Origin of the sequence: Streptomyces sindenensis (genome assembly GCF_014649035.1) — a bacterium.
GTDB classification, from domain to species: domain Bacteria; phylum Actinomycetota; class Actinomycetes; order Streptomycetales; family Streptomycetaceae; genus Streptomyces; species Streptomyces sindenensis.
Genome location: NZ_BMSG01000028.1, coordinates 59,847 through 83,991 on the forward strand (window position 1 = coordinate 59,847; position 24,145 = coordinate 83,991).

The 24,145-nt window shown below is 72.9% G+C and carries 25 protein-coding genes; 6 read left to right on the forward strand and 19 right to left on the reverse strand.

What is annotated here, in order from left to right; all coding sequences use genetic code 11:
* Positions 1-93 precede the first annotated feature (93 nt).
* Positions 94-537, forward strand: coding sequence for a cell division protein SepF (locus IE145_RS25420; protein WP_189527782.1), 444 nt, complete (start codon positions 94-96; stop codon positions 535-537).
* Positions 538-604: 67 nt separating this feature from the next.
* Here the strand turns inward: IE145_RS25420 and IE145_RS25425 are convergent, their stop codons facing one another.
* Both IE145_RS25425 and IE145_RS25430 read right to left on the reverse strand, forming a co-directional pair.
* Positions 605-1,825: an acyl-CoA dehydrogenase family protein gene (locus IE145_RS25425; protein ID WP_189527783.1), complete on the reverse strand. Its 1,221-nt coding sequence runs from the start codon at positions 1,823-1,825 to the stop codon at positions 605-607.
* Positions 1,826-1,927: 102 nt separating this feature from the next.
* A complete protein-coding gene (locus tag IE145_RS25430) occupies positions 1,928-3,649 on the reverse strand; it encodes an MFS transporter (RefSeq protein ID WP_189527784.1) in 1,722 nt (573 codons plus the stop codon).
* A 489-nt stretch (positions 3,650-4,138) separates the two neighbouring features.
* Between IE145_RS25430 and IE145_RS25435 the strand changes: the two genes are divergently transcribed.
* Positions 4,139-5,155: a phosphatase PAP2 family protein gene (locus IE145_RS25435; RefSeq protein ID WP_189527785.1), complete on the forward strand. Its 1,017-nt coding sequence runs from the start codon at positions 4,139-4,141 to the stop codon at positions 5,153-5,155.
* Positions 5,156-5,235: 80 nt separating this feature from the next.
* On the opposite strand, the gene IE145_RS25440 is transcribed toward IE145_RS25435, so the two are convergent.
* From IE145_RS25440 to IE145_RS25455, 4 genes are all read right to left on the reverse strand, one after another.
* Positions 5,236-5,451, reverse strand: coding sequence for an I78 family peptidase inhibitor (locus IE145_RS25440; RefSeq protein WP_189527786.1), 216 nt, complete (start codon positions 5,449-5,451; stop codon positions 5,236-5,238).
* Positions 5,452-5,797: 346 nt separating this feature from the next.
* Complete coding sequence (locus tag IE145_RS25445; protein WP_189527787.1) at positions 5,798-6,763, reverse strand: helix-turn-helix transcriptional regulator; 966 nt, start codon at positions 6,761-6,763, stop codon at positions 5,798-5,800.
* A gap of 52 nt (positions 6,764-6,815) precedes the next feature.
* Complete coding sequence (locus IE145_RS25450; protein ID WP_189527788.1) at positions 6,816-7,658, reverse strand: transferase; 843 nt, start codon at positions 7,656-7,658, stop codon at positions 6,816-6,818.
* Positions 7,655-8,941 (reverse strand): glycosyltransferase family 4 protein, encoded by a 1,287-nt coding sequence (locus tag IE145_RS25455; protein WP_189527789.1) that lies wholly within the window; start codon positions 8,939-8,941, stop codon positions 7,655-7,657. The genes IE145_RS25450 and IE145_RS25455 overlap by 4 nt, the downstream gene beginning before the upstream one ends.
* Positions 8,942-9,489: 548 nt before the next feature.
* Here IE145_RS25455 and IE145_RS25460 point away from each other — a divergent pair.
* Both IE145_RS25460 and IE145_RS25465 read left to right on the forward strand, forming a co-directional pair.
* Positions 9,490-10,272: a DUF8842 C-terminal domain-containing protein gene (locus IE145_RS25460; protein WP_189527790.1), complete on the forward strand. Its 783-nt coding sequence runs from the start codon at positions 9,490-9,492 to the stop codon at positions 10,270-10,272.
* A 137-nt stretch (positions 10,273-10,409) separates the two neighbouring features.
* Positions 10,410-10,763, forward strand: coding sequence for a hypothetical protein (locus tag IE145_RS25465; RefSeq protein ID WP_189527791.1), 354 nt, complete (start codon positions 10,410-10,412; stop codon positions 10,761-10,763).
* A gap of 124 nt (positions 10,764-10,887) precedes the next feature.
* On the opposite strand, the gene der is transcribed toward IE145_RS25465, so the two are convergent.
* The 5 genes from der to aroH all read right to left on the reverse strand — a co-directional run bounded on the left by der (position 10,888) and on the right by aroH (position 15,369).
* Positions 10,888-12,357: a ribosome biogenesis GTPase Der gene (der, locus tag IE145_RS25470; protein ID WP_189527792.1), complete on the reverse strand. Its 1,470-nt coding sequence runs from the start codon at positions 12,355-12,357 to the stop codon at positions 10,888-10,890.
* Between the two features lie 78 nt (positions 12,358-12,435).
* The gene (locus tag IE145_RS25475; protein ID WP_032775755.1) at positions 12,436-13,092 is read right to left on the reverse strand and encodes a lysophospholipid acyltransferase family protein; all 657 of its coding nucleotides are present in this window, start codon (positions 13,090-13,092) and stop codon (positions 12,436-12,438) included.
* Positions 13,089-13,784 carry a (d)CMP kinase gene (gene cmk / locus IE145_RS25480; protein WP_069740450.1) on the reverse strand — a complete coding sequence of 232 codons (696 nt, stop codon included), beginning with the start codon at positions 13,782-13,784 and terminating at the stop codon, positions 13,089-13,091. Before cmk ends, IE145_RS25475 begins: the two co-directional genes overlap by 4 nt.
* A gap of 140 nt (positions 13,785-13,924) precedes the next feature.
* A complete protein-coding gene (locus IE145_RS25485) occupies positions 13,925-15,010 on the reverse strand; it encodes a prephenate dehydrogenase (protein WP_189527793.1) in 1,086 nt (361 codons plus the stop codon).
* A complete protein-coding gene (gene aroH / locus IE145_RS25490) occupies positions 15,007-15,369 on the reverse strand; it encodes a chorismate mutase (protein WP_189527794.1) in 363 nt (120 codons plus the stop codon). Before aroH ends, IE145_RS25485 begins: the two co-directional genes overlap by 4 nt.
* A 252-nt stretch (positions 15,370-15,621) precedes the next feature.
* Between aroH and IE145_RS25495 the strand changes: the two genes are divergently transcribed.
* Both IE145_RS25495 and IE145_RS25500 read left to right on the forward strand, forming a co-directional pair.
* On the forward strand, positions 15,622-16,047 hold the full coding sequence (locus IE145_RS25495) for a Rieske (2Fe-2S) protein (RefSeq protein WP_189527795.1): 426 nt from the start codon (positions 15,622-15,624) through the stop codon (positions 16,045-16,047).
* Between the two features lie 56 nt (positions 16,048-16,103).
* Entirely contained in the window at positions 16,104-16,799 is a 696-nt protein-coding gene (locus IE145_RS25500; protein WP_189527796.1) for a nucleotidyltransferase domain-containing protein, read from the forward strand.
* Positions 16,800-17,012: 213 nt separating this feature from the next.
* On the opposite strand, the gene IE145_RS25505 is transcribed toward IE145_RS25500, so the two are convergent.
* The 8 genes from IE145_RS25505 to IE145_RS25540 form a co-directional block, all read right to left on the reverse strand.
* A complete protein-coding gene (locus IE145_RS25505; protein ID WP_189527797.1) occupies positions 17,013-17,456 on the reverse strand; it encodes an SRPBCC family protein in 444 nt (147 codons plus the stop codon).
* 62 nt (positions 17,457-17,518) lie between these two features.
* A complete protein-coding gene (locus IE145_RS25510; RefSeq protein ID WP_189527798.1) occupies positions 17,519-18,544 on the reverse strand; it encodes an ADP-ribosylglycohydrolase family protein in 1,026 nt (341 codons plus the stop codon).
* On the reverse strand, positions 18,541-19,305 hold the full coding sequence (locus IE145_RS25515; protein WP_189527799.1) for an NUDIX hydrolase: 765 nt from the start codon (positions 19,303-19,305) through the stop codon (positions 18,541-18,543). The genes IE145_RS25510 and IE145_RS25515 overlap by 4 nt, the downstream gene beginning before the upstream one ends.
* A complete protein-coding gene (locus IE145_RS25520) occupies positions 19,302-20,381 on the reverse strand; it encodes an AAA family ATPase (RefSeq protein WP_189527800.1) in 1,080 nt (359 codons plus the stop codon). Before IE145_RS25520 ends, IE145_RS25515 begins: the two co-directional genes overlap by 4 nt.
* Entirely contained in the window at positions 20,378-21,034 is a 657-nt protein-coding gene (gene pnuC / locus IE145_RS25525; RefSeq protein WP_189527801.1) for a nicotinamide riboside transporter PnuC, read from the reverse strand. Before pnuC ends, IE145_RS25520 begins: the two co-directional genes overlap by 4 nt.
* A gap of 140 nt (positions 21,035-21,174) precedes the next feature.
* Complete coding sequence (locus tag IE145_RS25530) at positions 21,175-22,437, reverse strand: pseudouridine synthase (protein ID WP_189527802.1); 1,263 nt, start codon at positions 22,435-22,437, stop codon at positions 21,175-21,177.
* Entirely contained in the window at positions 22,437-23,087 is a 651-nt protein-coding gene (scpB, locus tag IE145_RS25535) for an SMC-Scp complex subunit ScpB (RefSeq protein WP_189527803.1), read from the reverse strand. Before scpB ends, IE145_RS25530 begins: the two co-directional genes overlap by 1 nt.
* Positions 23,080-24,117: a segregation and condensation protein A gene (locus tag IE145_RS25540; RefSeq protein WP_189527804.1), complete on the reverse strand. Its 1,038-nt coding sequence runs from the start codon at positions 24,115-24,117 to the stop codon at positions 23,080-23,082. The genes scpB and IE145_RS25540 overlap by 8 nt, the downstream gene beginning before the upstream one ends.
* Positions 24,118-24,145: the final 28 nt, after the last annotated feature.

Consider the following 24,145-nt stretch of genomic DNA (forward strand, 5'->3'; position numbering starts at 1 on the left):
CTATCTACTTGGCGCGCTATCCGCATCATGGACGACCATAGGGATACGAAAGAGATGCGGAACGCCACAGAACCGCGGTGAGAGGAGGCGTCCATGGGATCGGTGCGCAAGGCGAGTGCCTGGCTGGGCCTCGTGGAGGACAACGACGAGCGGTACTACGACGACGAGTACAACGAGGGCTCGGAGACCGGTACGGGCAACCAGGCCTGGGTCACCGACCCGCGGGTGCAGGTGGCCGCCGAGGCGGCCGAGGAGCGGGACCGCCGGATCGCGACGGTGACCCCGGACAGCTTCCGGGACGCCCGGGCCATCGGCGAGCTGTTCCGGGACGGCGTCCCGGTGATCGTCAACCTCACGGCCATGGACCCCGCCGACGCCAAGCGCGTGGTGGACTTCGCCGCCGGGCTGATCTTCGGTCTGCGCGGCTCGATCGACCGGGTGGCCACCCGGGTCTTCCTGCTCTCCCCCGCCGACACCCAGGTGGTGGCGGGCGAAGCCGCCGGCCGGAAGACCGACGGCTTCTTCAACCAGAGCTGAGCAGGGCGCTCGCCGGAAAGATCCGGTCAACGCCGCCGGCCGGCGTGTGCGTCACGGCGCACCTCCGTCACCGGAAGGCGTCGAGACCGGTGAGCGCCTTGCCCAGTACCAGTTGGTGCATCTCCACGGTGCCCTCGTAGGTGAGCACCGACTCCAGGTTCGTCGCGTGCCGCATGACCGGGTACTCCAGCGAGATTCCGTTGGCCCCGAGGATCGTGCGCGAGGTGCGGCAGATCTCGATCGCCTCCCGCACGTTGTTGAGCTTGCCGAAACTGACCTGCTCGGGGCGGAGCTGTCCCGCGTCCATGCGCCTCCCCAGGTGGTGGGCGAGCAGGACGCCCTTGTGCAGCTCCAGGGCCATGTCCGCCAGCTTGGCCTGGGTGAGCTGGAAGCCGCCGATCGGGCGGCCGAACTGCTCCCGGCTTTGCGCGTAGTCGAGGGCCGACTCGAAGCTGGCCCGCGCCGCCCCCATGGACCCCCAGACGATGCCGTAGCGCGCATGGCTCAGACAGCTGAGCGGGCCGCGCAGCCCCTTCGCGTCCGGCAGCACCGCGTCGGCCGGCAGCCGCACCTCGTCCATGACCAGCTCACTGGTGACCGAGGCGCGCAGCGACCACTTGTGGTGGATCTCCGGGGCGGCGAAGCCGGGGGCGTCGGTCGGCACGACGAAGCCCCGGATGCCCCGGCCGTCCTCGCCCTCGTCGGTCTGCGCCCAGACGACCGCGACCCCGGCGACCGAGCCGTTGGTGATCCACATCTTGCGGCCGGTGAGGACCCAGTCCTCGCCGTCGCGCTTGGCGTACGTCCGCATCCCGGCCGGGTCGGAGCCGTGGTCGGGCTCGGTCAGGCCGAAGCAGCCGATGATCTCGCCCGCCGCCATGCCCGGCAGCCACCGCTGCTTCTGCTCCTCGGAGCCGAAGCGGTGGATCGCGTACATGGCGAGCGACCCCTGTACGGAGACGAGCGAGCGGATCCCGGAGTCGGCGGCCTCCAGCTCCAGGCAGGCCAGCCCGTACTGCACCGCGCTCGCCCCGGCGCAGCCGTAGCCGTCCAGGGACATGCCGAGCGCGCCCAGGGCGCCGAGTTCGCGGGCCAGCTCACGGATGCCGGGCAGTTCGCCCTTCTCGTACCACTCGGCGATGTGCGGCAGGACGCGGTCGGTGGCCCAGGTGCGGACGGTGTCGCGGATCGCGAGGTCGTCCGGGCCGAGCAGGTCGTCGATGCCGAGGGGGTCGGCGGCGTCGAACGGCGGGAGCTTCGACGGCTTCGCGGACGCGGTGCTGGACATGAGGGTGCCTCCGGCGGCTCGCACGGTGCTCGGAGGGACCGGGAGACGCCCGCCCTCCGAAAACTAGCAGTGGTAGTCAGGGCGTCGTGCTGACGTTACGGGTCAGCGTGCCGCTCGTCCAGAGCCGGCCGCCTCGGCCGGTTCGCGGCGCGCGGGCAGCACCGGGCGCGGGACCGGCCGGTTCCGCGCAGCCGGGCGGACGGCCTCGGCCACCTCGGCCGCGTCGACCGGCTCGGGCAGTCCGGCCGGCTCGGCTTCGCTCCGGCGGCAGGGCTCCTTCGGCGGGCACTCCATGGCCTTCGGCAGCCGCAGCGCGGCCAGCGCCCCGAGCAGCAGCAGCCCGGCACTGACGAAGAGCGTGATGTGGAGGCCGCCGATGAAGGCGTGCCGGGCCGTGGTGCGCAGCAGATCGCCCATCGGACCGCCGAGCTGCGCGGCGACCTGGTAGGCCTCGCCCAGCGAGTGGGAGGCCTCGGCCCCGGCGCGGGCGGGGACGCCCTGCTCCCGGAGAGAGGCGAGGCCGGGGGCGTAGGCGGCGTTCATGACACTGCCGAGCAGCGCGATGCCGAGACCGGCGCCCAGCTGGTAGGAGGTCTCGCCGATCGCCGCCGCGCCGCCCGCCCGCTCCGGCGGGGCGTCGCTGAGCATCGACTCGTACGCGCCGAAGAGCGTGGTCTGCAGTCCGAAGCCGAGCAGGACGAAGGCGCAGGTCAGCAAGGCCGGCCGGTCGTGCTGGCCCATCGCGGTGAGCACCAGCACCGAGGAGGCGGTGAGGACGAAGCCCCAGCCGACCATGCGCCGGGGGCCGAACCGGCGCAGGGTGTACGAGCCGGTGGCGCCCGCGGCCATCGCCGCGAAGGTCAGCGGCAACAGGCGCAGTCCGGTCTCCAGCGGGGTGAGCCCCAGCACCAGCTGGAGGTACTGGACGGCGATCAGCTGGAGGCCGACGAGCGCCAGCATGGCGAGGACGATGCAGCCGACGGCGGTGGAGAAGGCCGGGCGGGCGAACATCGAGACGTCGATCAGCGGATGCCTGCGGCGCTTCTGCCGCCGGACGAAGAGGATCAGGAGGGCGAGGCCCAGGGCCAGCGGGCCGAGCGCGACCGGGTCCAGGAGCCCCGCCCCGCCGCCCAGGCGCTTGACGCCCAGGACGAGGCCGAGCACCCCGGCCGCGGCCATCAGCGCGCCCAGCACATCCCACGGACCGTCTTCGCCGCCACGCGATTCGGGCAGCAGCCAGCGGCCGAGCGGCAGGATCACGGCCATCAGCGGAATGTTGATCAGGAAGACCGAGCCCCACCAGAAGTGTTCGACCAGGAAGCCGCCGACGACCGGACCGGTGGCGGCGCCCACTGCGGCGACCGCGGTCCACACCCCGATGGCGAGCGCCCGCTCCCGGCGGTCGGGGAAGACCTGGCGCAGGATCGACAGCGTGGCGGGCATGATCATCGCGCCCCCGACGCCGAGGAGGGCGCGGGCCGCTATCAGGACACCGGAGGTATCAGCCGTCGCGGCGAGCACGGAGGCGGCGCCGAACAGCGCGTAACCGGTCAGGAGCACGCGCCGTCGGCCGATCCGGTCACCCAGCGTGCCGAAGAGGATGAGCAGTGAGGCGCAGACGAGGGGGTAGGCGTCGACGATCCACAGGAGGGCCGTGCCGCTCGGGCGCAGGTCCTCGGTGAGGGAGGGAACCGCGACATGGAGCACGGTCGCGTCGAGGGCGACGACCAGAAGACTGAGACAGAGGACGACGAGGACGACCCAGCGATTGGCGTCGTCGGCGGCTTTGCGCAGCCGGACTCCGGCCGTGGTCGTCCCGGACATCTACGTACCTCCCGATGAGTCCCTCGCACTCGGCGGACCGACGGTGACGTGTGAGGTGCGCGCCCCTCGGGCCCGGCATCGACGGGCGAGTGATTCGCCAGCGTACGCGAGTTCGGGGTGGTCACACGTGGTCCACGTCATACCCCGGTCCGCCGCACAGTGTGGCGTACGCCATCCCGCGCCCGGTCGGAGGCCCCGTCGGAGGACCGACGGGCCGGCGGGGCCGCGGGCGGCCGGCGGGGGGCGGCGGGGCGGTGCGCGGCTCCCCCGAATGGCCGGATCAATTGCCGCGGATTTTGGTGCACCCCATTTCCCGAGAGATCAAACACGCTTACGAACGGAACCCGTGGGCTATTGGGGCCAAGATCACGAGGATTCTTCTCGGCGCCCGGAAAAGACGCCGTCCCGAGACAAAGTCCACATCACATCGTCATCACAAAGCGGCCGGATTGGCCTGCTCGCACGCTCACTCGCTGTAACGTCGATTGGGTGCGTACCGACATCTTTGCCCGGCTGGACCGGGAGCCGGAACCGCCGAAGATAGAGGCACCGCGGATGAGCCGTCACCGCATCGCCCTCTTCGGCGGGACGTTGGCGTTCTATCTCGCCATCGTCTGGGCGGTGCTGATCACGTCCTGGCTGGTGGCCCTGGACTGGAAGGTCATGCTGTTCCGGCCCTACGAGCAGTGGCCCGAACTGCACCCCTTTCTGGACTACTACGTCGTGCTCGGCCAGCGCGGCCCCACGGCGGTGATGGTCGCCTGCTGGCTGGGCTGGCGCTCCTGGCGTCAGCACACGCTCCGCCCGCTGCTGGTCCTCGGCACGTCCCTGCTGCTGCTCAATGTGACGGTGGGCGCGGTCAAGCTGGGGCTCGGGCGGCTCGGCCCGCACTACGCGACGCAGATCGGCTCGGCCGAGATGTTCGCCGGCGGCGATATATTTCCCTCCGGGCACACCGCGAACGCCGTGGTGACCTGGGGAATCCTCGCCTATCTGGCTACCACGCCCCGGGCCAGGCGCTATCTGTCGGCGGTCTCCGCGACGGTCTCGCTGGGCGTCGGCCTCACCACCGTCTACATCGGTACGCACTGGCTCAGCGATGTCCTGCTGGGGTGGGCGGCCGGTCTGCTCATCCTGCTGGCGCTGCCGTGGTTCGAGCCGCTGATCGCCCGGACCGAGGCCTGGATCTTGGCGATGCGCGAGCGGTGGCGGGAGCGTCGCGGCGGAGCCCGTCCCGCACCCGTGTCCGACACCGGACCGCAGCCGGTGCTGCTGCCGCAGTCGATGGCCACCGACGCCCCCACCGCCGAGGCCGTGACGGCGCCGGCCGAGCCGGTACCCCCCGCGGGGCACGCGGCGGCGGGCGTCCGGGCGCGGGCCCACACCGGGCATCCGGCGCGCCCGGGTTCCATGCCGGTGGCCCCGGCCGGCGTCCGCCGCCCGCCGCCGCACACCGAGCGGGGTCCGCGCGCGGGCAGCCCGGCCCGCCCCATGACCGGCGGCTGACACCGGCCCGTGGAGACGTCGAAGGCCCCGACCTCGGTCGGGGCCTTCGACGTCAACGGCGTCGGGCGGGGGCGACCGGGTCAGCCCACCCAGCAGCGCGTCACGGTGTCGTCCTCGACCTGGAAGTTGATGCGGCCGTGGCGGAACTCCATGGTCAGGAAGGCGCCCGGGGGGACGGCCCGGACGGTGTCCCAGCCACGGCTTCTGGCCTGCCGCTCGGCGGCGGCGACGGCGAGGCCGACGTACGCCCCGGCGTCGTCGTCCGGCTGTGCTGGAGGGGTCGGTAGAGATGCCATGCCCTCACCGTAGGCGGCCCGGGACCGTGACGGAAGGCGGGGCCGTCGGGGCGTTCCGCTGCATCTCCACGTGCCGTGGCGGTCACGCTTGTGTCACAGGATCCCCACACGTTTATACGCGGTTCTATTCACCCGAACGGACCGGAGGGAAGCCTCGGCGCACAAAATCCGAGGCCCCGGACCACCGGCGGGAGCGGGGCATCGGCGGCGTTCCGGAATCATGTGGTGACCTGCTTCTTTTACGATCGGAGCGGCAGCTCGTCCGAATGACGGGGGGCACCGGAATTTCCCTCCCCCGTAAACCGTCATTTCCTTTCCGTACGTTTCCCTCCCCCGGCCCCGGGGCTCACGGTCCGTCGAGCGCCCGCGTGAGCCGGTCCCGCGCGTCCCGCATCAGATCGGAGAGCTCGGGAGGTTCGATCACCTCGAAATCGATCCCCATCATCAGAACGTGGATCACCAGCACGGTGAGATCCGGGGCACCGGTGGTGAGCCGGCAGGTGTCCGCGTCCACGGTCTCCAGAACCCCGGCGGACGGCGAGATCCGCTGGGCGGCCTCCGCCAGCGGGGCCTTCAGCAGGATCACGGCGCGGGCCGCGTAGGCGGAGACCGCGACGCCCCGCGCGACGTACGCCGCCAGGTCCTCGGCGGGCGGGGGGCGCGGGACGAAGCGGGGGCCGTGGGGCGGAGTCGGGGTGATCCGGTCCGCCCGGAAGGTCCGCCAGTCCTCCCGGTCCCGATCCCAGGCCACCAGATACCAGCGGCGCTCGGTGCAGACCAGCCGGTGCGGCTCGACCGTACGGCGCGAGACCGCCCCGCCATGGGTCCGGTAGGCGAACCGGAGGCGCTCGGCGTCCCGGCAGGCCGCGGCCAGCTCGGTGAGCAGACCGGGATCGACCACGGAGGCGTCCTGGTCGTGCAGCATCGGCACGGTGAACGCGCCGAGCGCGCCCACCCTGCGGCGCAGCCGGTTCGGCAGCACCTGCTCCAGCTTGGCCAGCGCGCGCACGGAGGACTCGCCGATGCCCTCGATACCGTGCCCGGCGGCCGTGCGCAGGCCGACGGCGACCGCGACGGCCTCCTCGTCGTCCAGCAGCAGCGGCGGCAGCTCGGCGCCCGCCCCGAGCTGGTAGCCGCCGCCGGTGCCCCGGGCGGCGTTCACCGGGTAGCCCAGTTCACGCAGCTTGTCGACATCCCGGCGCACGGCGCGCGGGGTGACGCCGAGCCGGTCGGCCAGATCGGCGCCGGACCAGTCGCGGTGGGTCTGGAGCAGCGAGAGCAGGCGCAGCAGTCGTGCCGAGGTCTCCAACATGGGGCGAGTCTGCCAGGGCTTGCGGACAGCCTTCGTCCGCAAGCCCCCTTCCTCAGTGGTCCGCGGGGACCGGCTCCAGGCGCAGGCAGAGGTCGTTGCCGGTGGTGTAGCAGGGGGTGGCGCGCACTCCGGGCGCCGCCGGGTGGCCCGGGTAGACGAAGGACTTGTCGCGGGACCAGACGTCGTCGAGGATCCGGGAGATCCTGACCCCGGGCGCGCCCGTCGCCGGGATCAGCCACAGCTGCCACTGCTGCGCCTCGGGCACCGGACCGGTGGCCGGCGCGGCGTAGGGCAGGGTGAAGGAGAAGGACCCGGCCGGGCCGTCCGGGTCCGGGGCGGTGAGCGGGACGCGGTGCACCCGGTCCGGCTCCCCCGGCAGCCGGGCCTCCACCGCGGCCCCCTCCCCCGCCTCGACTCCGTACAGCACGCCCCGGACCGTCATCCCGGCCGGGCCGGCGAGGACGGTGCCCGCCTCGGCGTGCGGAGCGCGGACCCAGGAGCGCACGGCGAGCCGGCCGTCGAGGGTCGGGTACGGGACCCGGGCGCTGACGGTCACGGCCGAGGTGTCCGGGCAGCGGTCGACGAGGGCCCGCAGGTCGCGCAGCCCCGGCTCGACGACCGTCTCGGCGGGCTCGTCACCGGGCTTCTCGACGTACGCGTCCCAGCGTCCCTCGGCCAGTTCGGCGGAGGCCGGGAGCACCGCCCGCAGCCGTCCGGGGGCCGGCCGGCTGAGCGGTATGCGTATCGTGCCGCCGGGCTTTTGGCCCGCCGCGCCCCGGCGCCGCAGGAGCAGCACGGAATCGGGGGCGGGGGCCGGGGCGGTCAGGTCGAAGGTGAGCGTTCCGGCGCGATCGGCGGCACAGTCGGCCCGTACGGCGGTGGAGGTGGAGCTCATGAGGAGGCCCTTCCCTTGCGGAGCACGTCGGCGGCCTTGTAACGCAGGGCGTAGGCCCCGTCGAGAACGCTGCCCCGGGTTCGGTGCAGCGCCGTGCGCAGGGCGCCGTGCCCGTGCCCCTGGGAGCCGCGCGCGACGAGTTCGGTGAACAGGCTCTCGTGCCGCTCGGCGATCCGCGCGGGGTCGAAGCGGGCCGAGGCCTTCAGCGCGGCCGCGCCCATCCGGTGGCGCAGTCCGTCGTCCTCGATCAGCTGGAGCAGGGCCGCGGCGATCGCGTCCGGGTCGCCGACCGGCACCAGGCGGCCGTCGGCGCCGTCCTCGATGATCTCGGCCGGTCCGTGCGGGCAGTCGGTGGCGACGACCGGCAGTCCGCCGCGCATCGCCTCGACGATCGTCATCCCGAAGGACTCGCGCTCCGAGGTGACGGCGGCGATCGACCCCTTGGGCCACTCGGCTTCCATGGGGTTGGCCGAGCCCATCAGGAACACATGGTTGTGCAGGCCGAGTTCGTCGACGAGGGAGCGCAGCGCGGCCTGTTCGTCGCCGGTCGCGTCCCCGCCGCCATAGATGCGCAGCCGCCAGTCGGGACGGGCCGCGGACACCTGGGCGAAGGCCCGCACAAGGAGGTCGTAGCACTTGACGCGGTGCAGCCGGCCCGCCGCGACGACCCACTTCAGGTCGCCGTCCGCCGGCGGGCAGGCTGGCTCGGGGACGGCGTTGGGGATGGCCTCGATCCGTACGCCCGGGAGCTTCAGCCGGCTGCGGTAGTCGTCCGCGTCGGCGCGGGTGACGGTGGTGAGCGCGTCGAGCAGCGTGTAGCGGTGGGCGATCTCGCGGCGCAGCCGGTAGCCGTGGCTGTCGAGCGTCAGGTGCTCCTGCCCGACGCGCACCGCTCCGCGGCGGGTCTGCCGGCTGAGGTGCACGTTGAGTCCGGGGCGGGTGCCGACGACGACGTCTGCCTCGGTGGACCGGAGGTGGGCGGCGATCCGGGCGTCGGTGAGCCGGCTGTACTGCTTGTGCCTGCTGTCGCCGCGCGGGAACACGGTGGCGGGCCGGGCGTGTTCGGGGTGCTCCCCGTCGTAGGCCGCGCTCTTCTTCCGCAGGTCGACGAGGTGGCGCAGCGTCACGCCCTCGGGGGCGCCGAGGACGGGTGCGTCACGGTGCCGGAAGACGGACACGATCTCGACGTCGTGCTGCTCCGCGAGCGTACGGGCGAGCGTGAACGTCGTCCGGATCGTTCCTCCGATTCCGTAGGCATTGTGCAGAAGAAAAGAAATATGCATGGTGTCGCTGTTTCCCCTGTCGACCGGTCTGGTCAAGACTGTCACTTCCCCGCGGATTTGTGCCCGGAATAAGCCGGGAAATCCCGGAGCATCCGCGAGATGGCCCACGGGACCCCGGCTTCCGCCGCCGGACACGCGCTGACCTGCGGGTTCCGGAGGCTGTCCATCCGTTTTCCTGCGGGTCCGGAAGTGCCGGGTCCGCTCCCGCAGGCCCACCGGTGCGGTAAACCGGCGCCTGCCCGCCACCCGTTCGCCAATGTTTTCCTTCGAGCTTGACGAAGGAAAATGCCGGGAGGTTGCCTGCGCCCCGGCAAAACTTTCGGCCGGGGCACGGGAGCCGTACGCCGGACGCGCGGAGGACGTACGCCCGGGACGCGTGAGCCGTACGCCGGGCCCGGCAGGGCCGTACGCCGGACAGTCGATGTACCGATGTGTCGACCTGGCCGCACTTCCGTCCGCTCAGGTGCGTGACCCCGGCCACGGATCCCGCGTTGTCTCTTCATGAGCCGGGAACCACCCGGCCCACGCACCGAGTTCGAGGAGCCCCCGTGCCGCGCATGCTCGACGTCAGCCAGGACGTACGCGCCGAGATCGGCGACGACGAAGCCGAACGGCTGCTCGTCGGCGACAACACCCCGGGCAGTTACGACTGCACCTCCTGCCGCACTCCCGGCGACTCCGACCAGGAACGCACCAGCACGGTGCTGTTCATCGGCGACGAGACCGCCGTCCTCGCGTTCGCCCACGCGACGTGCATCCCCTCGCAGGTCGTCAGGGTCGCGGAGGACCAGCTCCAGGGCGCGGTGCGCAGTATCACCGGCAGCGAGCAGAAGAACACGGAGGGGCTCATGCCCGAACAGGCCGTCCTCGGTATCACCAGCGGACTCGTCCTCATCGAGGACGATCTGCGCCCGGCCCTGGTCGTCGAACCGACCGGCCCGGTCGCCCGGCCCGGCACCGACGGCAGCGGGGGCGACGAGTTCCTCCAGCTGCTGCTGGAGCAGGGCTTCCGCCCCGCCCCCGACATGAACCGGTTGCCGGAGGTCCTCCCGGGCTGGTCCGTGCTGCTGGCCGTGGGTCAGCTGCACGCCGTGCTGCAGCCGAGCGCCGGCGGCGGCAACCCGGTCGCCTGGTGGCAGGCCCACCAGCCCCTCCAGGTCACCGAGGGCTGGCGGGCGGCGGTCAACAAGTCGCAGACGGTCCTCGTCTTCGCGGCCCCGGCCGGCACCATCGGCCAGCAGCCGCGCGAGGACCTGCTGCGGGACGCCCTGGAGAAGGCCGCGGTCAACGGCGTCCTGGTCGCCGCCTCGATGCCGCTGGCCGGAACCTGATCATGCCCGGCCGACTCGGCCACCCCCGCCGAACAGCGTTTTCTCCGGCGGGGCCGCATCCGACGGGCCGTGAGGTCGTTGGCACCTACGTGCACTCATACGACTCCCCCCGCCAGCATCAGAGTCAGATCCCTGCCATGCGTCCTGCGCAGGATCCGTCGGGGGACGTCTCCCCCACGCCGATCTACGACGCGCTGTACTCCGAGTACCGGCGCTCGTTCCGGGCGTTGCCGGGCGACCGGAGCGGCGAGGAGAATCTCGGTTTCTCGGCCTTCGGCGCCGGTCTCTTCGCCTCCCGGGCCCCGCTGAGCGGCCACTCCGCCGCCTCTTCGCACGGCGGACACGGCGGCCAGAGCGGAGGCGGCGGGCAGAGCGGAGGCGGCGGGCAGAGCCAGCGCACGACCGGCAGCCTCGGTTCCTGGCAACGGGTCGGACGGCATGCGGGGCGGCCCCGCCCCGCGGCGCTGCCACCGGGGTCACGGGACTCCTGAGGCCCGGACGGACCGGGGCCGCACGGACGAGGCCGTACGGCTGGGACCGTACGGACGCAGACTGCACGACGAAGCCCTGGGCCGCTCTCGCGGGAGCGGCCCAGGGCTTCGTCGTACGCCGGTGCTACTTGTTGCGGCCGCGCTTCTCGCGGACCCGGACGGAGATGTGGATCGGGGTGCCCTCGAAACCGAACTCCTCGCGCAGCCGGCGCTCGACGAAGCGGCGGTAGCCGTGCTCCAGGAAGCCGGAGGCGAAGAGCACGAAGCGCGGGGGCTTGGTGCCCGCCTGGGTACCGAAGAGGATGCGCGGCTGCTTGCCACCGCGGATCGGGTGCGGGTTGGCGGCGACGATCTCACCGAGGAAGGCGTTGAGCCGGCCGGTGGGGACGCGGGTCTCCCAGCCCTCCAGTGCGGTCTCGATGGCCGGGACCAGCTTCTCCATGTGGCGGCCGGTGACGGCGGAGACGTTGACGCGCGGGGCCCAGGAGATCTGCGCGAGCTCCGTCTCGATCTCGCGCTCCAGGTAGTAGCGGCGCTCCTCGTCGAGGGTGTCCCACTTGTTGAAGGCGACGACGATGGCGCGTCCGGCCTCCACGGCCATGGTGATGATGCGCTGGTCCTGGACGCTGATGGACTCGCTGGAGTCGATCAGGACGACGGCGACCTCGGCCTTCTCGACGGCGGCGGCCGTACGGAGCGAGGCGTAGTAGTCCGCGCCCTCCTGGAGGTGGACGCGGCGGCGGATACCGGCCGTGTCGATGAACTTCCAGGTGATGCCGCCGAGGTTGATCAGCTCGTCGACCGGGTCGCGGGTGGTGCCCGCCAGTTCGTTGACGACGACCCGGTCCTCGCCCGCGACCTTGTTCAGCAGGGAGGACTTGCCGACGTTCGGGCGGCCGATCAGGGCGATCCGGCGGGGGCCGCCGAGCGCGGTGCCGAACTTCTGGGCCGGGGCGTCCGGCAGGGCCTCCAGGACCGCGTCCAGCATGTCGCCGGTGCCGCGGCCGTGCAGCGAGGAGACGGGGTGGGGCTCGCCGAGGCCGAGGGACCACAGGGCGGCGGCGTCGGCCTCGCCGCTCTGGCCGTCGACCTTGTTGGCGCAGAGGACGACGGGCTTGCCGGCCCGGCGCAGCAGCTTGACGACGGCCTCGTCGGTGTCGGTGGCGCCGACGGTGGAGTCGACGACGAAGACGACCGCGTCGGCCGTCTCGATGGCGTACTCCGCCTGGGCGGCGACGGAGGCGTCGAGGCCCAGCACGTCCTGCTCCCAGCCGCCGGTGTCGACGACCTTGAAGCGGCGGCCGGCCCATTCGGCCTCGTAGCTGACGCGGTCGCGGGTGACGCCGGGCTTGTCCTGCACGACGGCCTCGCGGCGGCCGATGATCCGGTTCACCAGGGTCGACTTGCCGACATTGGGGCGGCCGACGACGGCGAGCACGGGGAGCGGGCCGTGACCGGCCTCGCCGAGGGCGCCCTCGACCTCCTCGGGGTCGAAGCCCTCCTGCGCGGCGAGCTCCATGAACTCCGCGTACTCGGCATCGCCAAGTTCTCCGTGCTCGTGGCCCGAGCCCTCGGAGTGAATCTGGTCGTTCATGAAGTCCGTTCCTCTTTGCATCATCATCGATGGACCACGATCAGCGCGGTCCACTACTCAAGTCAGGTCAAGTCTCGCCTATCGCCCGGTGAGGCGCTTGGCGCTTTCCAGGTGGGCGGTCAGCTTCGCCTGGATCCGCAGGGTCGCCTCGTCCAGCGCCTTGCGCGTACGCCGCCCGTCGCCCGCGCTCGCGTCGAACGCGTCGCCGAAGACGACGTCGACCCGGCTGCGCAGCGGGGGCAGCCCCCGTATCAACCGCCCGCGGCGCTCGGTGCTTCCCAGTACGGCCACGGGGACGATCGGCGCCCCGCCCCGTACCGCGAAATAGGCGAGTCCGGCGCGCAGCGAGGCGAAGTCTCCCTCACCCCGGGTGCCCTCCGGGAAGATCCCGAGGGCGCCGCCGTCCGCCAGCACGCCGAGGGCGTGGCTGATCGCGGTGCGGTCGACGGTCGTACGGTCCACCTCGATCTGGCCGATTCCGTGCAGGAACGGGTCGAGGGGGCCGACGAACGCCTCCTTCTTGATCAGGAAGTGCACCGGCCGGGGTGCGGTGCCCATCAGCATCGGTCCGTCGATGTTGTGGGAGTGGTTCACCGCGAGGATGACGGGTCCGGCGGCGGGCACCCGCCAGGCGCCGAGCACCCGGGGCTTCCACAGCCCGTACATCAGGCCGATGCCGATGGTGCGCCCGACGGCCGCCCCGCGCAGCGTGGGCGCGCCGGTGGCATCGCTCACGCGGCGACCCGCTTCCCCTCGACGAGGGTGACGACGCACTCGATGACCTGCTGGAGGGTCAGTTCGGTGGTGTCCACCTCGACGGCGTCGTCGGCCTTGGCGAGCGGGGAGGTCTTGCGGCCGGAGTCGGCGGCGTCCCGCTTGATCAGGGCCTCACGGGTGGCGGTCAGGTCGGAACCCTTGACCTCGCCGCTGCGGCGGGCGGCGCGGGCCTCCGGGGAGGCGGTGAGGAAGATCTTGAGGTCGGCGTCGGGCAGCACGGTGGTGCCGATGTCCCGGCCCTCGACGACGATGCCGCCGGTGGCGGCCGCGGCGATGGAGCGCTGGAGCGCGGTGATCAGCGTGCGCACCTCGGGGACCGCGCTGACGGCGCTGACCTTGGAGGTGACCTCCTGGGTGCGGATCGGGCCCGAGGCGTCCTCGCCGTCGACGGTGATCGTCGGGGCGGCGGGGTCGGTGCCGGAGACGATCACGGGCTTGGCGGCGGCGGTGGCGATCTCCTCCGGGTTGCTCACGTCGATGCCGTTCGTCAGCATCCACCAGGTGATGGCCCGGTACTGCGCGCCCGTGTCCAGGTAGCTCAGGCCGAGCTTGGCGGCGACGGCCTTGGAGGTGCTCGACTTGCCGGTGCCCGAGGGCCCGTCGATGGCGACGATCACGGAGGAGCGTGCGGTTTCCACGGTGGTGGACACCTTCCTGGTACACGGGGTGGGGACGGACGGGCCAGGGAACGGCCTCGTACCAGGTTACCGAGTGCGGGAGGTGCCCTTGTACCCCGTACGGGGGAGGCGCCCGCCACCCCGGCCGGGCGCCCCGTCGTGCGGCGTCGGGCTCAGCCGCGGATCGACCAGCCCCGTTCCTGGAGGGCCGCGCCGAGGACCGGGGCGGCGCTGGGCTCGACCATGATCTGGACGAGGCCCGCCTGCTGGCCGGTGGCGTGCTCGATGCGGACGTCCTCGATGTTGACCCCGGCCCGCCCGGCGTCGGCGAAGATCGCGGCCAGCTCGCCCGGCTTGTCGCCGATGAGGACGGCGACGGTCTCGTACGCGGTGGGGGCGGCGCCGTGCTTGCCGGGGACCCGGACGCGGCCGGCGTTGCCGCGCCGCAGGACGTCCTCGATGGCGTGGGTTCCCGCGCTCCGCTTCTCCGCGTCGGCCGAGCCGAGCCCGCGCAGCGCGGTCACGGTCTCCTCCAGGTCGGCGGCGACCCCGGCGAGGACGTCGGCGACCGGGCCGGGGTTGGCGGAGAGGATCTCCACCCACATCCGGGGGTCGGAGGCGGCGATCCGGGTGACGTCGCGGATGCCCTGGCCGCACAGCCGTACGGCGGTCTCGTCGGCCTCCTCCAGCCGGGCGGCGACCATCGAGGAGATCAGCTGCGGGGTGTGCGAGACGAGGGCGACGGCCCGGTCGTGGGCGTCGGCGTCCATGACGACGGGGACGGCCCGGCACAGGGCGACCAGCTCCAGCGCGAGGTTGAGCACCTCGGTGTCGGTGTCCCGGGTCGGGGTGAGCACCCAGGGGCGCCCCTCGAAGAGGTCGGCGGTGGCGGCCAGCGGGCCCGACCGCTCCTTGCCGGCCATCGGATGCGTACCGATGTACGCGGTGAGGTCGAGGCCGAGCGCCTCCAGCTCGCGGCGCGGGCCGCCCTTGACGCTGGCGACGTCCAGGTAGCCGCGGGCCGCCCCGTCGCGCATGGCGGTGGCGAGGACGGCGGCGGTGTGTGCGGGCGGCACGGCGACGACGGCGAGGTCGACCGGGCCGGCGGGCGGTTCCTCGGTCCCGGCGCCGAGCGCGGCGGCGGTGCGGGCCGACTCGGGGTCGTGGTCGACGAGGTGCACGTGGATGCCCCGGCCGGCCAGTGCGAGGGCGGCGGAGGTGCCGACGAGCCCGGTTCCGATGACGAGGGCGGTTCTCACTGGGCGATGTCCTTGCGCAGGGCGGCGGTGGCGCCGAGGTAGACGTGGCTGATCTCGGCGCGCGAGAGGTAGGTCTCGACATGCACGAGGATACGGACGACCCGGGGCATCGCCCCCTCGACGTCCAGCTCCTGGGCGCAGATCAGGGGTACGTCGACGATCCCGAGGCCGCGCGCGGCGGCGGCCGGGAAGTCGCTGTGCAGGTCAGGGGTGGCGGTGAACCAGATGCTGATCAGGTCGTCGGCGACGAGTTCGTTGCGTTCCAGGACGGCGGCCAGCAGCTCACCGACCCGCTCGTCCATGTGCCCGGCCTCGTCCCGGTCCAGCTGGACCGCGCCCCGGACCGCTCGTACCGCCACGTCGTACTCCTCGTTCTCCGCTGCTCTTCGATCTCAGGGGTCCGGCGTCTTCCGGCGCGGCCCGCTGCTCTCCTCAGCCTAGATCGACAGCGGCGGAGCCGGTCACGGCGTTCCGTCCCTGGGACGGGCGGGCCCGCGTCCGTCGGAGTCCCGTCCGCCACCCGGTCGGGGGCACGGCCCGCCCGGTTGCTTCGCCCGGGGGCCCGTCGCCGCCACGATGGCCCCCACCCGCCGTCACCGAAGGAGCGCCCCATGAACGCACGCCGAAGGACGGTGCTGGCCGCGGGTGCGGCGAGCGCCGCCGCCCTGGCCACCGGCTGCGGATCCTCCGACGGGGGCGGCGGCGAGGACGCGAGCCCGACGCCGAGCGCGCCGGGGGACGCCACGGGCGGCGCGGAGCTGGCCCGGACCGCGGACATCCCGGTCGGCGGCGGCACCGTCTTCAAGGAGCGGAAGGTGGTGGTGACCCAGCCGACGGAGGGCGAGTTCAAGGCGTTCTCCGCCGTCTGCACCCATGCGAGCTGTCTCGTCTCGACGGTGCGCGACGGCACCATCAACTGCCCGTGCCACGGCAGCAGGTTCAGCATCTCGGACGCGGCGGTCGAGGCCGGCCCGGCGACCCGGCCGCTGCCCTCCGAGCAGATCAGCGTCTCGGACGGGGCGATCCGGCTGGGCTGAGCGCGGACCCGGAATCCCAGGGGCGCCGCGGCCCGCTTCCCCGTACGCTCGCGGCCATGATCAGCGCCGCCGACGAGGCACTCGTACGCGACCACACGGTCTACGCCTGTGTGATGGGCTCGCGCGCGTTCGGACTGGCCACGCAGGACAGCGATACGGACCGGCGGGGTGTGTTCCTGGCGCCCACGGAGCTGTTCTGGCGGTTCGAGAAGCCGCCGACGCATGTCGAAGGGCCCGCGCCGGAGCAGTTCTCCTGGGAGCTGGAGCGCTTCTGCGAGCTGGCGCTCCGGGCCAACCCGAACGTGCTGGAGTGCCTGCACTCCCCGCTGGTGGAGTCCGTGGACGACACGGGCCGGGAGCTGCTGGCGCTGCGCGGGGCGTTCCTGTCCCGTCAGGCGCACGGCACATTCGTCCGGTATGCGCTGGGGCAGCGGAGAAAGCTGGCGGCGGACCTGCGGGTGCACGGCGCGCCGCGCTGGAAGCACGCGATGCATCTGCTGCGGTTGCTGGCGAGCAGCCGGGACCTGCTGCGCACGGGCGAGCTGCGCATCGACGTGGGCGATGCCCGGGAGGACCTGCTGGCGGTGAAGCGGGGCGAGATCCCCTGGCCGGAGGTGGAGCGCCGGATGGACCGCCTCGGCCGGGAGAACGACGAGGCGGCGGCCCGCTCCCCGCTGCCGCCGGAGCCGGACCGGGCGGCCGTGGAGGACTTCCTCGTCCGGACCCGGCGGGCCTCGGCGGTGCGGGGCTAGGGCCGGTCGTCAAATTCCCGTCGTCGCCCGAAGGGCGGCCGGGCGGCGCATGATGCGTGCGATCGCAAGGCGCCGGAATGGTCTCGTAGCGGAGCTACTAGGGCATTTCGGCAACGCCGCGAGCGTGCGTGCCATGCGCCGCCCGGCAGGCGGGAATTTGACGACGGGCCCTAGCCGGCCCGGTCGGCAGGACACCCCGGGCCTGCGGCGGGCTCAGGGCGTCCGGGGTCCGCCCGCCTCGGCCGTGAGCTCGGCCAGCTTCTGGAACTCGCCCAGGTCGTAGTTGGCCAGCGTGGAGTCGAGGTTGGTCAGCGCCCCGAGGTGCTCGACGAAGCCCTGGGGGTCGTACTCGATCTGCAGGGCGACACGGCTCGACGTGTCGTCGAGGCGGTGGAAGGTGACCACCCCCGCGTGGTGGACCCCTTCGACCGTCTTCCAGGCGATGCGGTCCTCGGGGACCACTTCGGTGAGTTCGGCGACGAAGTTCTTGTCCGCGCCGGGGAGCGAGAGCTGCCAGGCGAAGCGCCGCTCGTCGATCGGGTCGACGCGCTGGACGTGGCTCAGGAACCGCGGCCACTGGCTGACGTCGCTCCACAGGGACCAGGTGACGGCCACCGGGGCCTTGATGTCGACGGTCTCGACGAGTGAGGAGGACATGGATACCACCAGACCTTCGTACGGGAACGGGTTCCGCCCTCGCGTACCCCCTCCCCCGCCGCTCAGGCGTCCCAGAGTGCCGCCAGGGACAACAGGTCGCTGCGGTACTCGATGCGCTCGGACCACTCCTTGGGCCAGGCCGCCGCGCCCAGGTGGGCCCCGGCCAGCGCTCCGGCCAGGCAGGCGATGGAGTCGGAGTCGCCCCGGGTGCAGGCGGCCCGGCGCAGGGCGGTGACGGGCTCCTCGGGGAAGAGCAGGAAGCAGTGCAGGGCGGTGGCGAGGGCCTCCTCGGCGATCCAGCCGTCGCCGGTCCGCTCGCACGGGTCGGTCTCCGGCGACGGGTCGCGCAGCGCGTCCCGTACGGTCTCCAGGGCCGCCAGGCACTCGTCCCAGCCGCGCTGGATGTACGTCTGCGGGGTGGCGTCGCCCGCGTGGCGCCAGAGGTCGCCGAGCCAGCGGGTGTGGTAGCGGCCCCGGTTCTCCAGGGCGTAGCTGCGCAACTGTCCGATCAGGCCGAGGGGTTCGGCGCCCTGGGCGAGCAGGAACACCGCGCGGGCCAGCAGGTCGGAGGCGGCCAGGGCGGTGGGGTGGCCGTGGGTGAGGGCGGCCTGGAGCTGGGCGGCGCCGGCCCGCTGCTCCTCGCTGAGACCGGGGACCAGGCCGACGGGGGCCACCCGCATGTTGGCGCCGCAGCCCTTGGAGTGCGTCTGGCTGGCCTCCTGCCAGATCCGGGTGTGCTCCAGCAGCCGGCAGGCGGTGAGGCAGGTGTTGCCGGGGGCGCGGTTGTTGTCCGGCGCGTGGTACCAGGCGATGAACTCGGCGCTGACCGGGCCCACCATGCGTTCGGGGGTGAGCAGTCCGCTGTCCATGGCGGTACGGATGCCCCGGCCCAGCGCGATCGTCATCTGGGTGTCGTCGGAGACGACGGCGGGGTCCAGGAGGGGCATCTGCCGCCAGGGGCCGAACGTGGCGAGTATCGACGGCACGTCGTTGAACTCGGTGGGAAAGCCGAGCGCGTCGCCGAGGGCGAGCCCGGTCAGGACGCCGGTCGCGGCCTGCTTGGTGAGGGGCGGGGTGGCGAGGGTCATCGGTCGTGTCCTTCCGTTGCGGAGGGGGTGGCGTCGGTGCGCGGCGGGCGCAGGAGCGGCGGGTGCAGGGCGGTGGCGTCGCCCGCCCGGTAGAGCGCGGCGGGTTTGCCCCGGGCGCCGGTGCGGCGCGGCGGGCCGCCGACCGGCTGGACGAAGTCCGGAGCGCTCAGCACCTTGCGCCGGAAGTTGGGCCGGTCCAGCTCGACGCCCCAGACGGTCTCGTAGACCTGTTGGAGCTCGCCGAGGGTGAACTCGGCGGGGCAGAACGCGGTGGCCAGGCAGCTGTATTCGAGCTTGGCGCCGATCCGGTCGCGGGCGTCGGCGAGGATCGTGTCGTGGTCGAAGGCGAGGGGGCCCGCGGCGTCCGCCTCCCACCACCGGGCGCTGGCCGCGTCGCCGCCGCCGCGCGGTTCGGGCAGGTCCGGCAGGAGGGCGGCGTAGGCGACGGAGACGACCCGCATCCTCGGGTCGCGGTCCGGGCCGGTGTAGGTGCGCAGCTGCTCCAGGTGGAGGGCGCCGACCGTGTCCGGGCCGAGGCCGGTCTCCTCGGCGAGTTCGCGGCGGGCCGCGTCGTCCGCGGACTCGCGGGGCAGCAGGAAGCCGCCGGGCAGCGCCCACCGGCCCCGGAAGGGCTCCTGGCCGCGTTCGACGAGCAGGACGTGCAGCCGGGCCTCGCGGACGGTGAAGACCGCGAGGTCGACGGTGACGGCGAACGGGGCGTAGGCGTGCGGGTCGTAGCCCTCGGGGGCGGGGGTGGTCATCGTTTCTCCGGGAGGGGTGCGGCGAACTCCCAGCCGGTGGCGAGGAGTTCGTCGACGGCGGCGACCGCGGCGGCGAGCCGCGTCTCGGGCGGGCCGGTCATCTCGATGAACCGGCGTCCGGTGCGGGTGAGTTCGGCGCGGAAGCGGCCGGTCATCCAGGGGCGCAACTCCTCGCCGTCACGCAGTCCGTCGTCCTCGAAGGCGACGCCCTCGTGGTCGGTGAGCAGCCACAGGTGGTGGTCGGCCCGGTCGGCGATCTCCTCGACGCGGGGGTTGCGGCCGCCGACGTACCGCTCGTGCCAGACGGTGGTGGCGAAGGAGTCGGTGTCGCAGAAGAGCACCGGGGACCCGGCGCGGGCGGCGGCCTCCTCGCGGTCGTTCTGGGTCCGCGCGATGAGCGGGAAGTCGTCGGTGGTGAAGGTGACGTCCTCCCAGGCGGCCCCGGGCCACCGCCCGCGCAGGGCGGCGAGCTTGTCCTCGCTGTACTCGCGCCCGTACTCGGCGACGTACCCCGTGCGTGCCCACACGCCGCCGCGGGCGCGGTAGTGGGCGGCGAGCGCGCGGGCGAGGGTGGTGGTGCCGGTGGACTCCGCGCCGAGGACGACGACGCGGCGGGCGAGGGCGGCCCGTACGGGCGGCTGGAGGAAGTCCCAGCAGCCGACGGGGTCCTTGCGGACGGCGGTGCCGGAGACCGGGAAGAGGGTGCGGTCGGGGTCGACGAGCACGGAGTCCGCGCCGAAGCGGCGGCCCAGTTCCTCCCCGTACGCCTCCGAGGTGAAGACCGCGTCCACGCGCTCGGGCACGGCCGCCCTGAAGACGGCCATGTGAGCGTCCCAGACCGCCGGGTCACGCACGTCCATGTGCGTGTCGTCGACCGCGCCGACCACCGTGACGTCCGGGTGCACCTCGCGCATCCAGGCCACCCGGTCGGCGAGCGGCACCGACTCCACGGAGGCGGCGCAGACCAGCACGGTCAGCCGCCGGCAGCGGTCCCGGGCGGTCCGGACGAGGTGGTGGTGGCCGGCGTGCGGCGGGTAGAACTTGCCGAGGACCAGGCCGTGTCCGTAACGCTTCATACGGCGGCCACCTCCGGGGTCCGGGCCGTGCGGGCGGTCAGGTCGCGGTGCCAGTTGCGCAGGCCGGCCAGGCAGAGGGCGAGGAACCCGGCGTACAGCAGCGAGGTCAGATACAGCCCCTTGTGGGCGTAGAGCGGGATGTAGACCACGTCGGCGGCGATCCACAGCCACCAGGACTCCAGCCGCTTGCGGCACTGCCCGTACGTCGCCATCAGCGACAGGGATGTCGTAGCCGCGTCCCAGAACGGGACGGTGGAGTCGGTGGCCCGGGACAGCAGCAGCGTGATCACGGCGGTCCCCGCCACCCCCGCCCCGAGCAGCCAGGCCCATTCGGTGCGGGTCGTCCTGCGCACCGGCAGGCCCGAGGTCCCTGGTCCACCCCCGTGGGTCCAGGTCCACCAGCCGAACGCGGCGAGGGTGATGAAGACGATCTGGAGGCCGGCGTCGGCGTACAGGCCGGCCTGGGTGAACAGCAGGACGAAGAAGAGGTTGTTGGCGATGCCGATCGGCCAGTTGGCGATGTGCTGGCGGGCCACCAGCCAGACGCACAGCGCCCCACTGCCGAAACCCAGCACCTCGGTCCAGCTGACCGGGGTGTCCAGGACCGTCACCAGGGGCTGCTGCAGGGGATCGAGTATGTCCGCGAGGCTCACGGGCCCGCCTCCTTTTTTATAGTCACTCTGACTATAAAGGGTGGGCGGGGGCAGCGAAAGGCCCGCGGCCGGTTCCGTCCGGAAAGTTCGGACGGAACCGGCCGCGGGCCTCGGGGAAGAGCGCTGCCAGGCCGACCGGCCTAGAGGCCGACCTCGCGCATCAGCATGCCGACCTCGGTGTTGGTGAGGCGGCGCAGCCAGCCGGACTTCTGGTCGCCCAGCGGGATCGGCCCGAAGGACGTCCGCACGAGCCGCTCGACCGGGAAGCCGGCCTCGGCCAGCATCCGGCGCACGATGTGCTTGCGGCCCTCGTGGAGGGTGACCTCGACCAGGTAGTTCTTGCCGGTGTTCTCGACGACCCGGAAGTGGTCGGCGCGGGCGTACCCGTCCTCCAGCTGGATGCCGTCCTTGAGCCGCTTGCCGAGGTCGCGCGGCAGCGGGCCCTGGATGGCGGCCAGGTAGGTCTTCTTCACGCCGTACTTCGGGTGCGTGAGGCGGTGGGCCAGCTCACCGTGGTTGGTGAGCATGATGATGCCCTCGGTCTCGGTGTCGAGCCGGCCGACGTGGAACAGCCGCGTCTCGCGGTTGTTCACGTAGTCGCCGAGGCACTGGCGGCCGTCCGGGTCCTCCATCGAGGAGACGACCCCGGCGGGCTTGTTCAGCGCGAAGAAGAGATACGACTGGGCGGCGACGGTCAGGCCGTCGACCTTGATCTCGTCCTTGTGCACATCGACGCGCATGCCCTGCTCGACGACGATCTCGCCGTTGACCTCGACGCGGGCCTGCTCGATCAGCTCCTCGCACGCGCGGCGCGAGCCCATGCCGGCCCGGGCGAGGACCTTCTGCAGCCGCTCGCCCTCCTGCTCGGCGCCCGGGTGGGTCTTGGGCAGCTTGATGTCGGGCTTGTTGGCGTACCGGTCGCGGTTGCGCTGCTCGATCTTGGCGTCCAGCTCACGGGGGCGCGAGGGACTGCCGCCACGCCGGAAGCCGCCGCCGCTGCCGCCCTGCGCGGACTTCGGGCCGCCCTTGGCGCCGCCGCGGGCCGCCGACCCACGGCCCTTGCGGGGGCCGTCCTGGCCGCCCCGGGCGCCGGGGGCGTCGTTGCCGACGTCGTAGCGGCGCTCCTCCGGGCGGGGACGGCGGGGGCGCTGGTCCTGCTCGTCGCGTCCGCCCTGGAAGCCCTGACGGCCACCCTGGCCGCCGGAACGACCGCCCTGACCGCTGCCGCCCCGTCCGCCGCCGCCCTGGCCGCCGCCCGGGCCCTGGCGGAAGGATCCGCCGCCGCTGCGGCCACCCTGGCCGCGGCCGCCGCCGCCCTGACCGCCGGGGCGACCGCCCTGGCCGCCACTCCGGCCGCCCTGACCGCCGCTGCCGCTTCCGCTGTTCCTGCCACTGCTTCGCATCAAAATTCCGTCTTGTCGTCTGCGTGAGTATCCGGGGTGTCCGGTGCGTCCGGATCGAACGACGGCACACCCTCTAGCGTCTCAGCCTCGATCGCGTCCGCCTCCGGGAGGAAGGGCGCGAGCTCCGGGAGCTCGTCCAGGCCGCGCAGGCCCATTCGCTCCAGAAAGTAGTTCGTCGTCCTGTACAGGATCGCACCTGTTTCGGGTTCCGCGCCCGCCTCGGCCACCAGGCCCCTCTGGAGGAGGGTCCGCATGACCCCGTCGCAGTTGACTCCGCGGACCGCCGAGACCCGCGAGCGGCTCACCGGCTGCCGGTACGCGACGACCGCCAGGGTCTCCAGCGCGGCCTGGGTGAGCCGGGCGTGCTGGCCGTCCAGGACGAAGCCCTCCACGGCCGCCGCGTACTCGGGCCGGGTGGAGAACCGCCAGCCGCCCGCGACGAGCCGCAGGTCGAAGCCCCGGCGCTGCACGGTGTACTCGTCGGCCAGCTCCCGCAGCGCGTCCGCCACGGCCCGGCGGGGCCGCTGGAGCACCTTGGCGAGGTGGTCGACGGTGGCGGGCTCGTCGACGACCATGAGGATCGCCTCCAGGGCGGGCTTGAGGTCGAGCGAGGCGACCGCGCCCTCGTCCCGTTCCGGCTGCTCACTCATTCCCTGCGCCCTCCTCTTCCGTGCCGCCGTTCAGCTCCTGGTCGAACTCGTCCGTCACCACCGGGTCCGCGCCCTCCCCGCCGCACCAGGCCACCAGCAGGTCGCCCAGCGCCTCGTCCTGGTCGAGGGTGACGGCCTTCTCGCGGTACAGCTCCAGCAGGGCCAGGAACCGGGCCACCACGGTCAGGGTGTCCGGGGCGTCCTCGGTCAGCGTCCTGAAGCTGACCGCCTCCCCGGCCGCGCGCAGCCGCTCCACCACCAGGCCCGCCTGGTCCCGGACGCTGACCAGAGGGGCGTGGATGTGGTCCACGTACACCTGGGGCTTCGGCTTCGGCTGCATCGCCTTCACCGCGAGCCTGGCGAAGCCCTCGGGCCCGATGCTGATGACCACCTCGGGCAGCAGCTCGGCGTGCTGGTCCTCCAGTCCGACCGTACGCGGGTGGCGGCGGGCCTCCGCCTCCAGGCGGCCCTGGAAGATCTCGGCGATCTGCTTGTACGCGCGGTACTGGAGCAGCCGCGCGAAGAGCAGGTCCCGCGCCTCCAGGAGCGCCAGGTCCGCCTCGTCCTCCACCTCGGCGGCGGGCAGCAGCCGGGCCGCCTTCAGGTCGAGGAGGGTGGCGGCGACGACGAGGAACTCGGTGGTCTGGTCGAGGTCCCAGTCGGGTCCCATGGCGCGGATGTGCGCCATGAACTCGTCGGTGACCTTGGAGAGCGCGACCTCCGTCACGTCCAGCTTGTGCTTGGAGATCAGCTGGAGGAGGAGGTCGAAGGGGCCCTCGAAGTTCACGAGGCGGACGGTGAACCGCCGGTCGTCGCTCTCAGGCCGCTCCTCGCCCTCCTCGCTCTCTTCCACGGGCTCCGGCCCGGCCGGCGGTACGGGAGGGGCCTCCGGCTCCGGTACGCGCTCCGGTACGCGCTCCGGTTCGGTCACGGGTTCCGGTACGGCTTCCGGCTCCGGGAACGCCGCCACGCCCGGCCCCCGGCCCAGGGCGCGGCGGCGTGGGGCGGCGGGGTCGTCGGGCGTGGGCATGGGAATCCAGGGGTGGGGCGGCGGGGGT

Coding starts and splice junctions, on each gene's coding strand:
- IE145_RS25420 (WP_189527782.1), top strand. CDS start 94: ATGGGATCGGTGCGCAAGGCGAGTGCCTGGCTGGGCCTCGTGGAGGAC.
- IE145_RS25425 (WP_189527783.1), bottom strand. CDS start 1,825: ATGTCCAGCACCGCGTCCGCGAAGCCGTCGAAGCTCCCGCCGTTCGAC.
- IE145_RS25430 (WP_189527784.1), bottom strand. CDS start 3,649: ATGTCCGGGACGACCACGGCCGGAGTCCGGCTGCGCAAAGCCGCCGAC.
- IE145_RS25440 (WP_189527786.1), bottom strand. CDS start 5,451: ATGGCATCTCTACCGACCCCTCCAGCACAGCCGGACGACGACGCCGGG.
- IE145_RS25445 (WP_189527787.1), bottom strand. CDS start 6,763: ATGTTGGAGACCTCGGCACGACTGCTGCGCCTGCTCTCGCTGCTCCAG.
- IE145_RS25450 (WP_189527788.1), bottom strand. CDS start 7,658: ATGAGCTCCACCTCCACCGCCGTACGGGCCGACTGTGCCGCCGATCGC.
- IE145_RS25455 (WP_189527789.1), bottom strand. CDS start 8,941: ATGCATATTTCTTTTCTTCTGCACAATGCCTACGGAATCGGAGGAACG.
- IE145_RS25465 (WP_189527791.1), top strand. CDS start 10,410: ATGCGTCCTGCGCAGGATCCGTCGGGGGACGTCTCCCCCACGCCGATC.
- der (WP_189527792.1), bottom strand. CDS start 12,357: ATGAACGACCAGATTCACTCCGAGGGCTCGGGCCACGAGCACGGAGAA.
- IE145_RS25495 (WP_189527795.1), top strand. CDS start 15,622: ATGAACGCACGCCGAAGGACGGTGCTGGCCGCGGGTGCGGCGAGCGCC.
- IE145_RS25500 (WP_189527796.1), top strand. CDS start 16,104: ATGATCAGCGCCGCCGACGAGGCACTCGTACGCGACCACACGGTCTAC.
- IE145_RS25505 (WP_189527797.1), bottom strand. CDS start 17,456: ATGTCCTCCTCACTCGTCGAGACCGTCGACATCAAGGCCCCGGTGGCC.
- IE145_RS25510 (WP_189527798.1), bottom strand. CDS start 18,544: ATGACCCTCGCCACCCCGCCCCTCACCAAGCAGGCCGCGACCGGCGTC.
- IE145_RS25515 (WP_189527799.1), bottom strand. CDS start 19,305: ATGACCACCCCCGCCCCCGAGGGCTACGACCCGCACGCCTACGCCCCG.
- IE145_RS25520 (WP_189527800.1), bottom strand. CDS start 20,381: ATGAAGCGTTACGGACACGGCCTGGTCCTCGGCAAGTTCTACCCGCCG.
- IE145_RS25530 (WP_189527802.1), bottom strand. CDS start 22,437: ATGCGAAGCAGTGGCAGGAACAGCGGAAGCGGCAGCGGCGGTCAGGGC.
- scpB (WP_189527803.1), bottom strand. CDS start 23,087: ATGAGTGAGCAGCCGGAACGGGACGAGGGCGCGGTCGCCTCGCTCGAC.
- IE145_RS25540 (WP_189527804.1), bottom strand. CDS start 24,117: ATGCCCACGCCCGACGACCCCGCCGCCCCACGCCGCCGCGCCCTGGGC.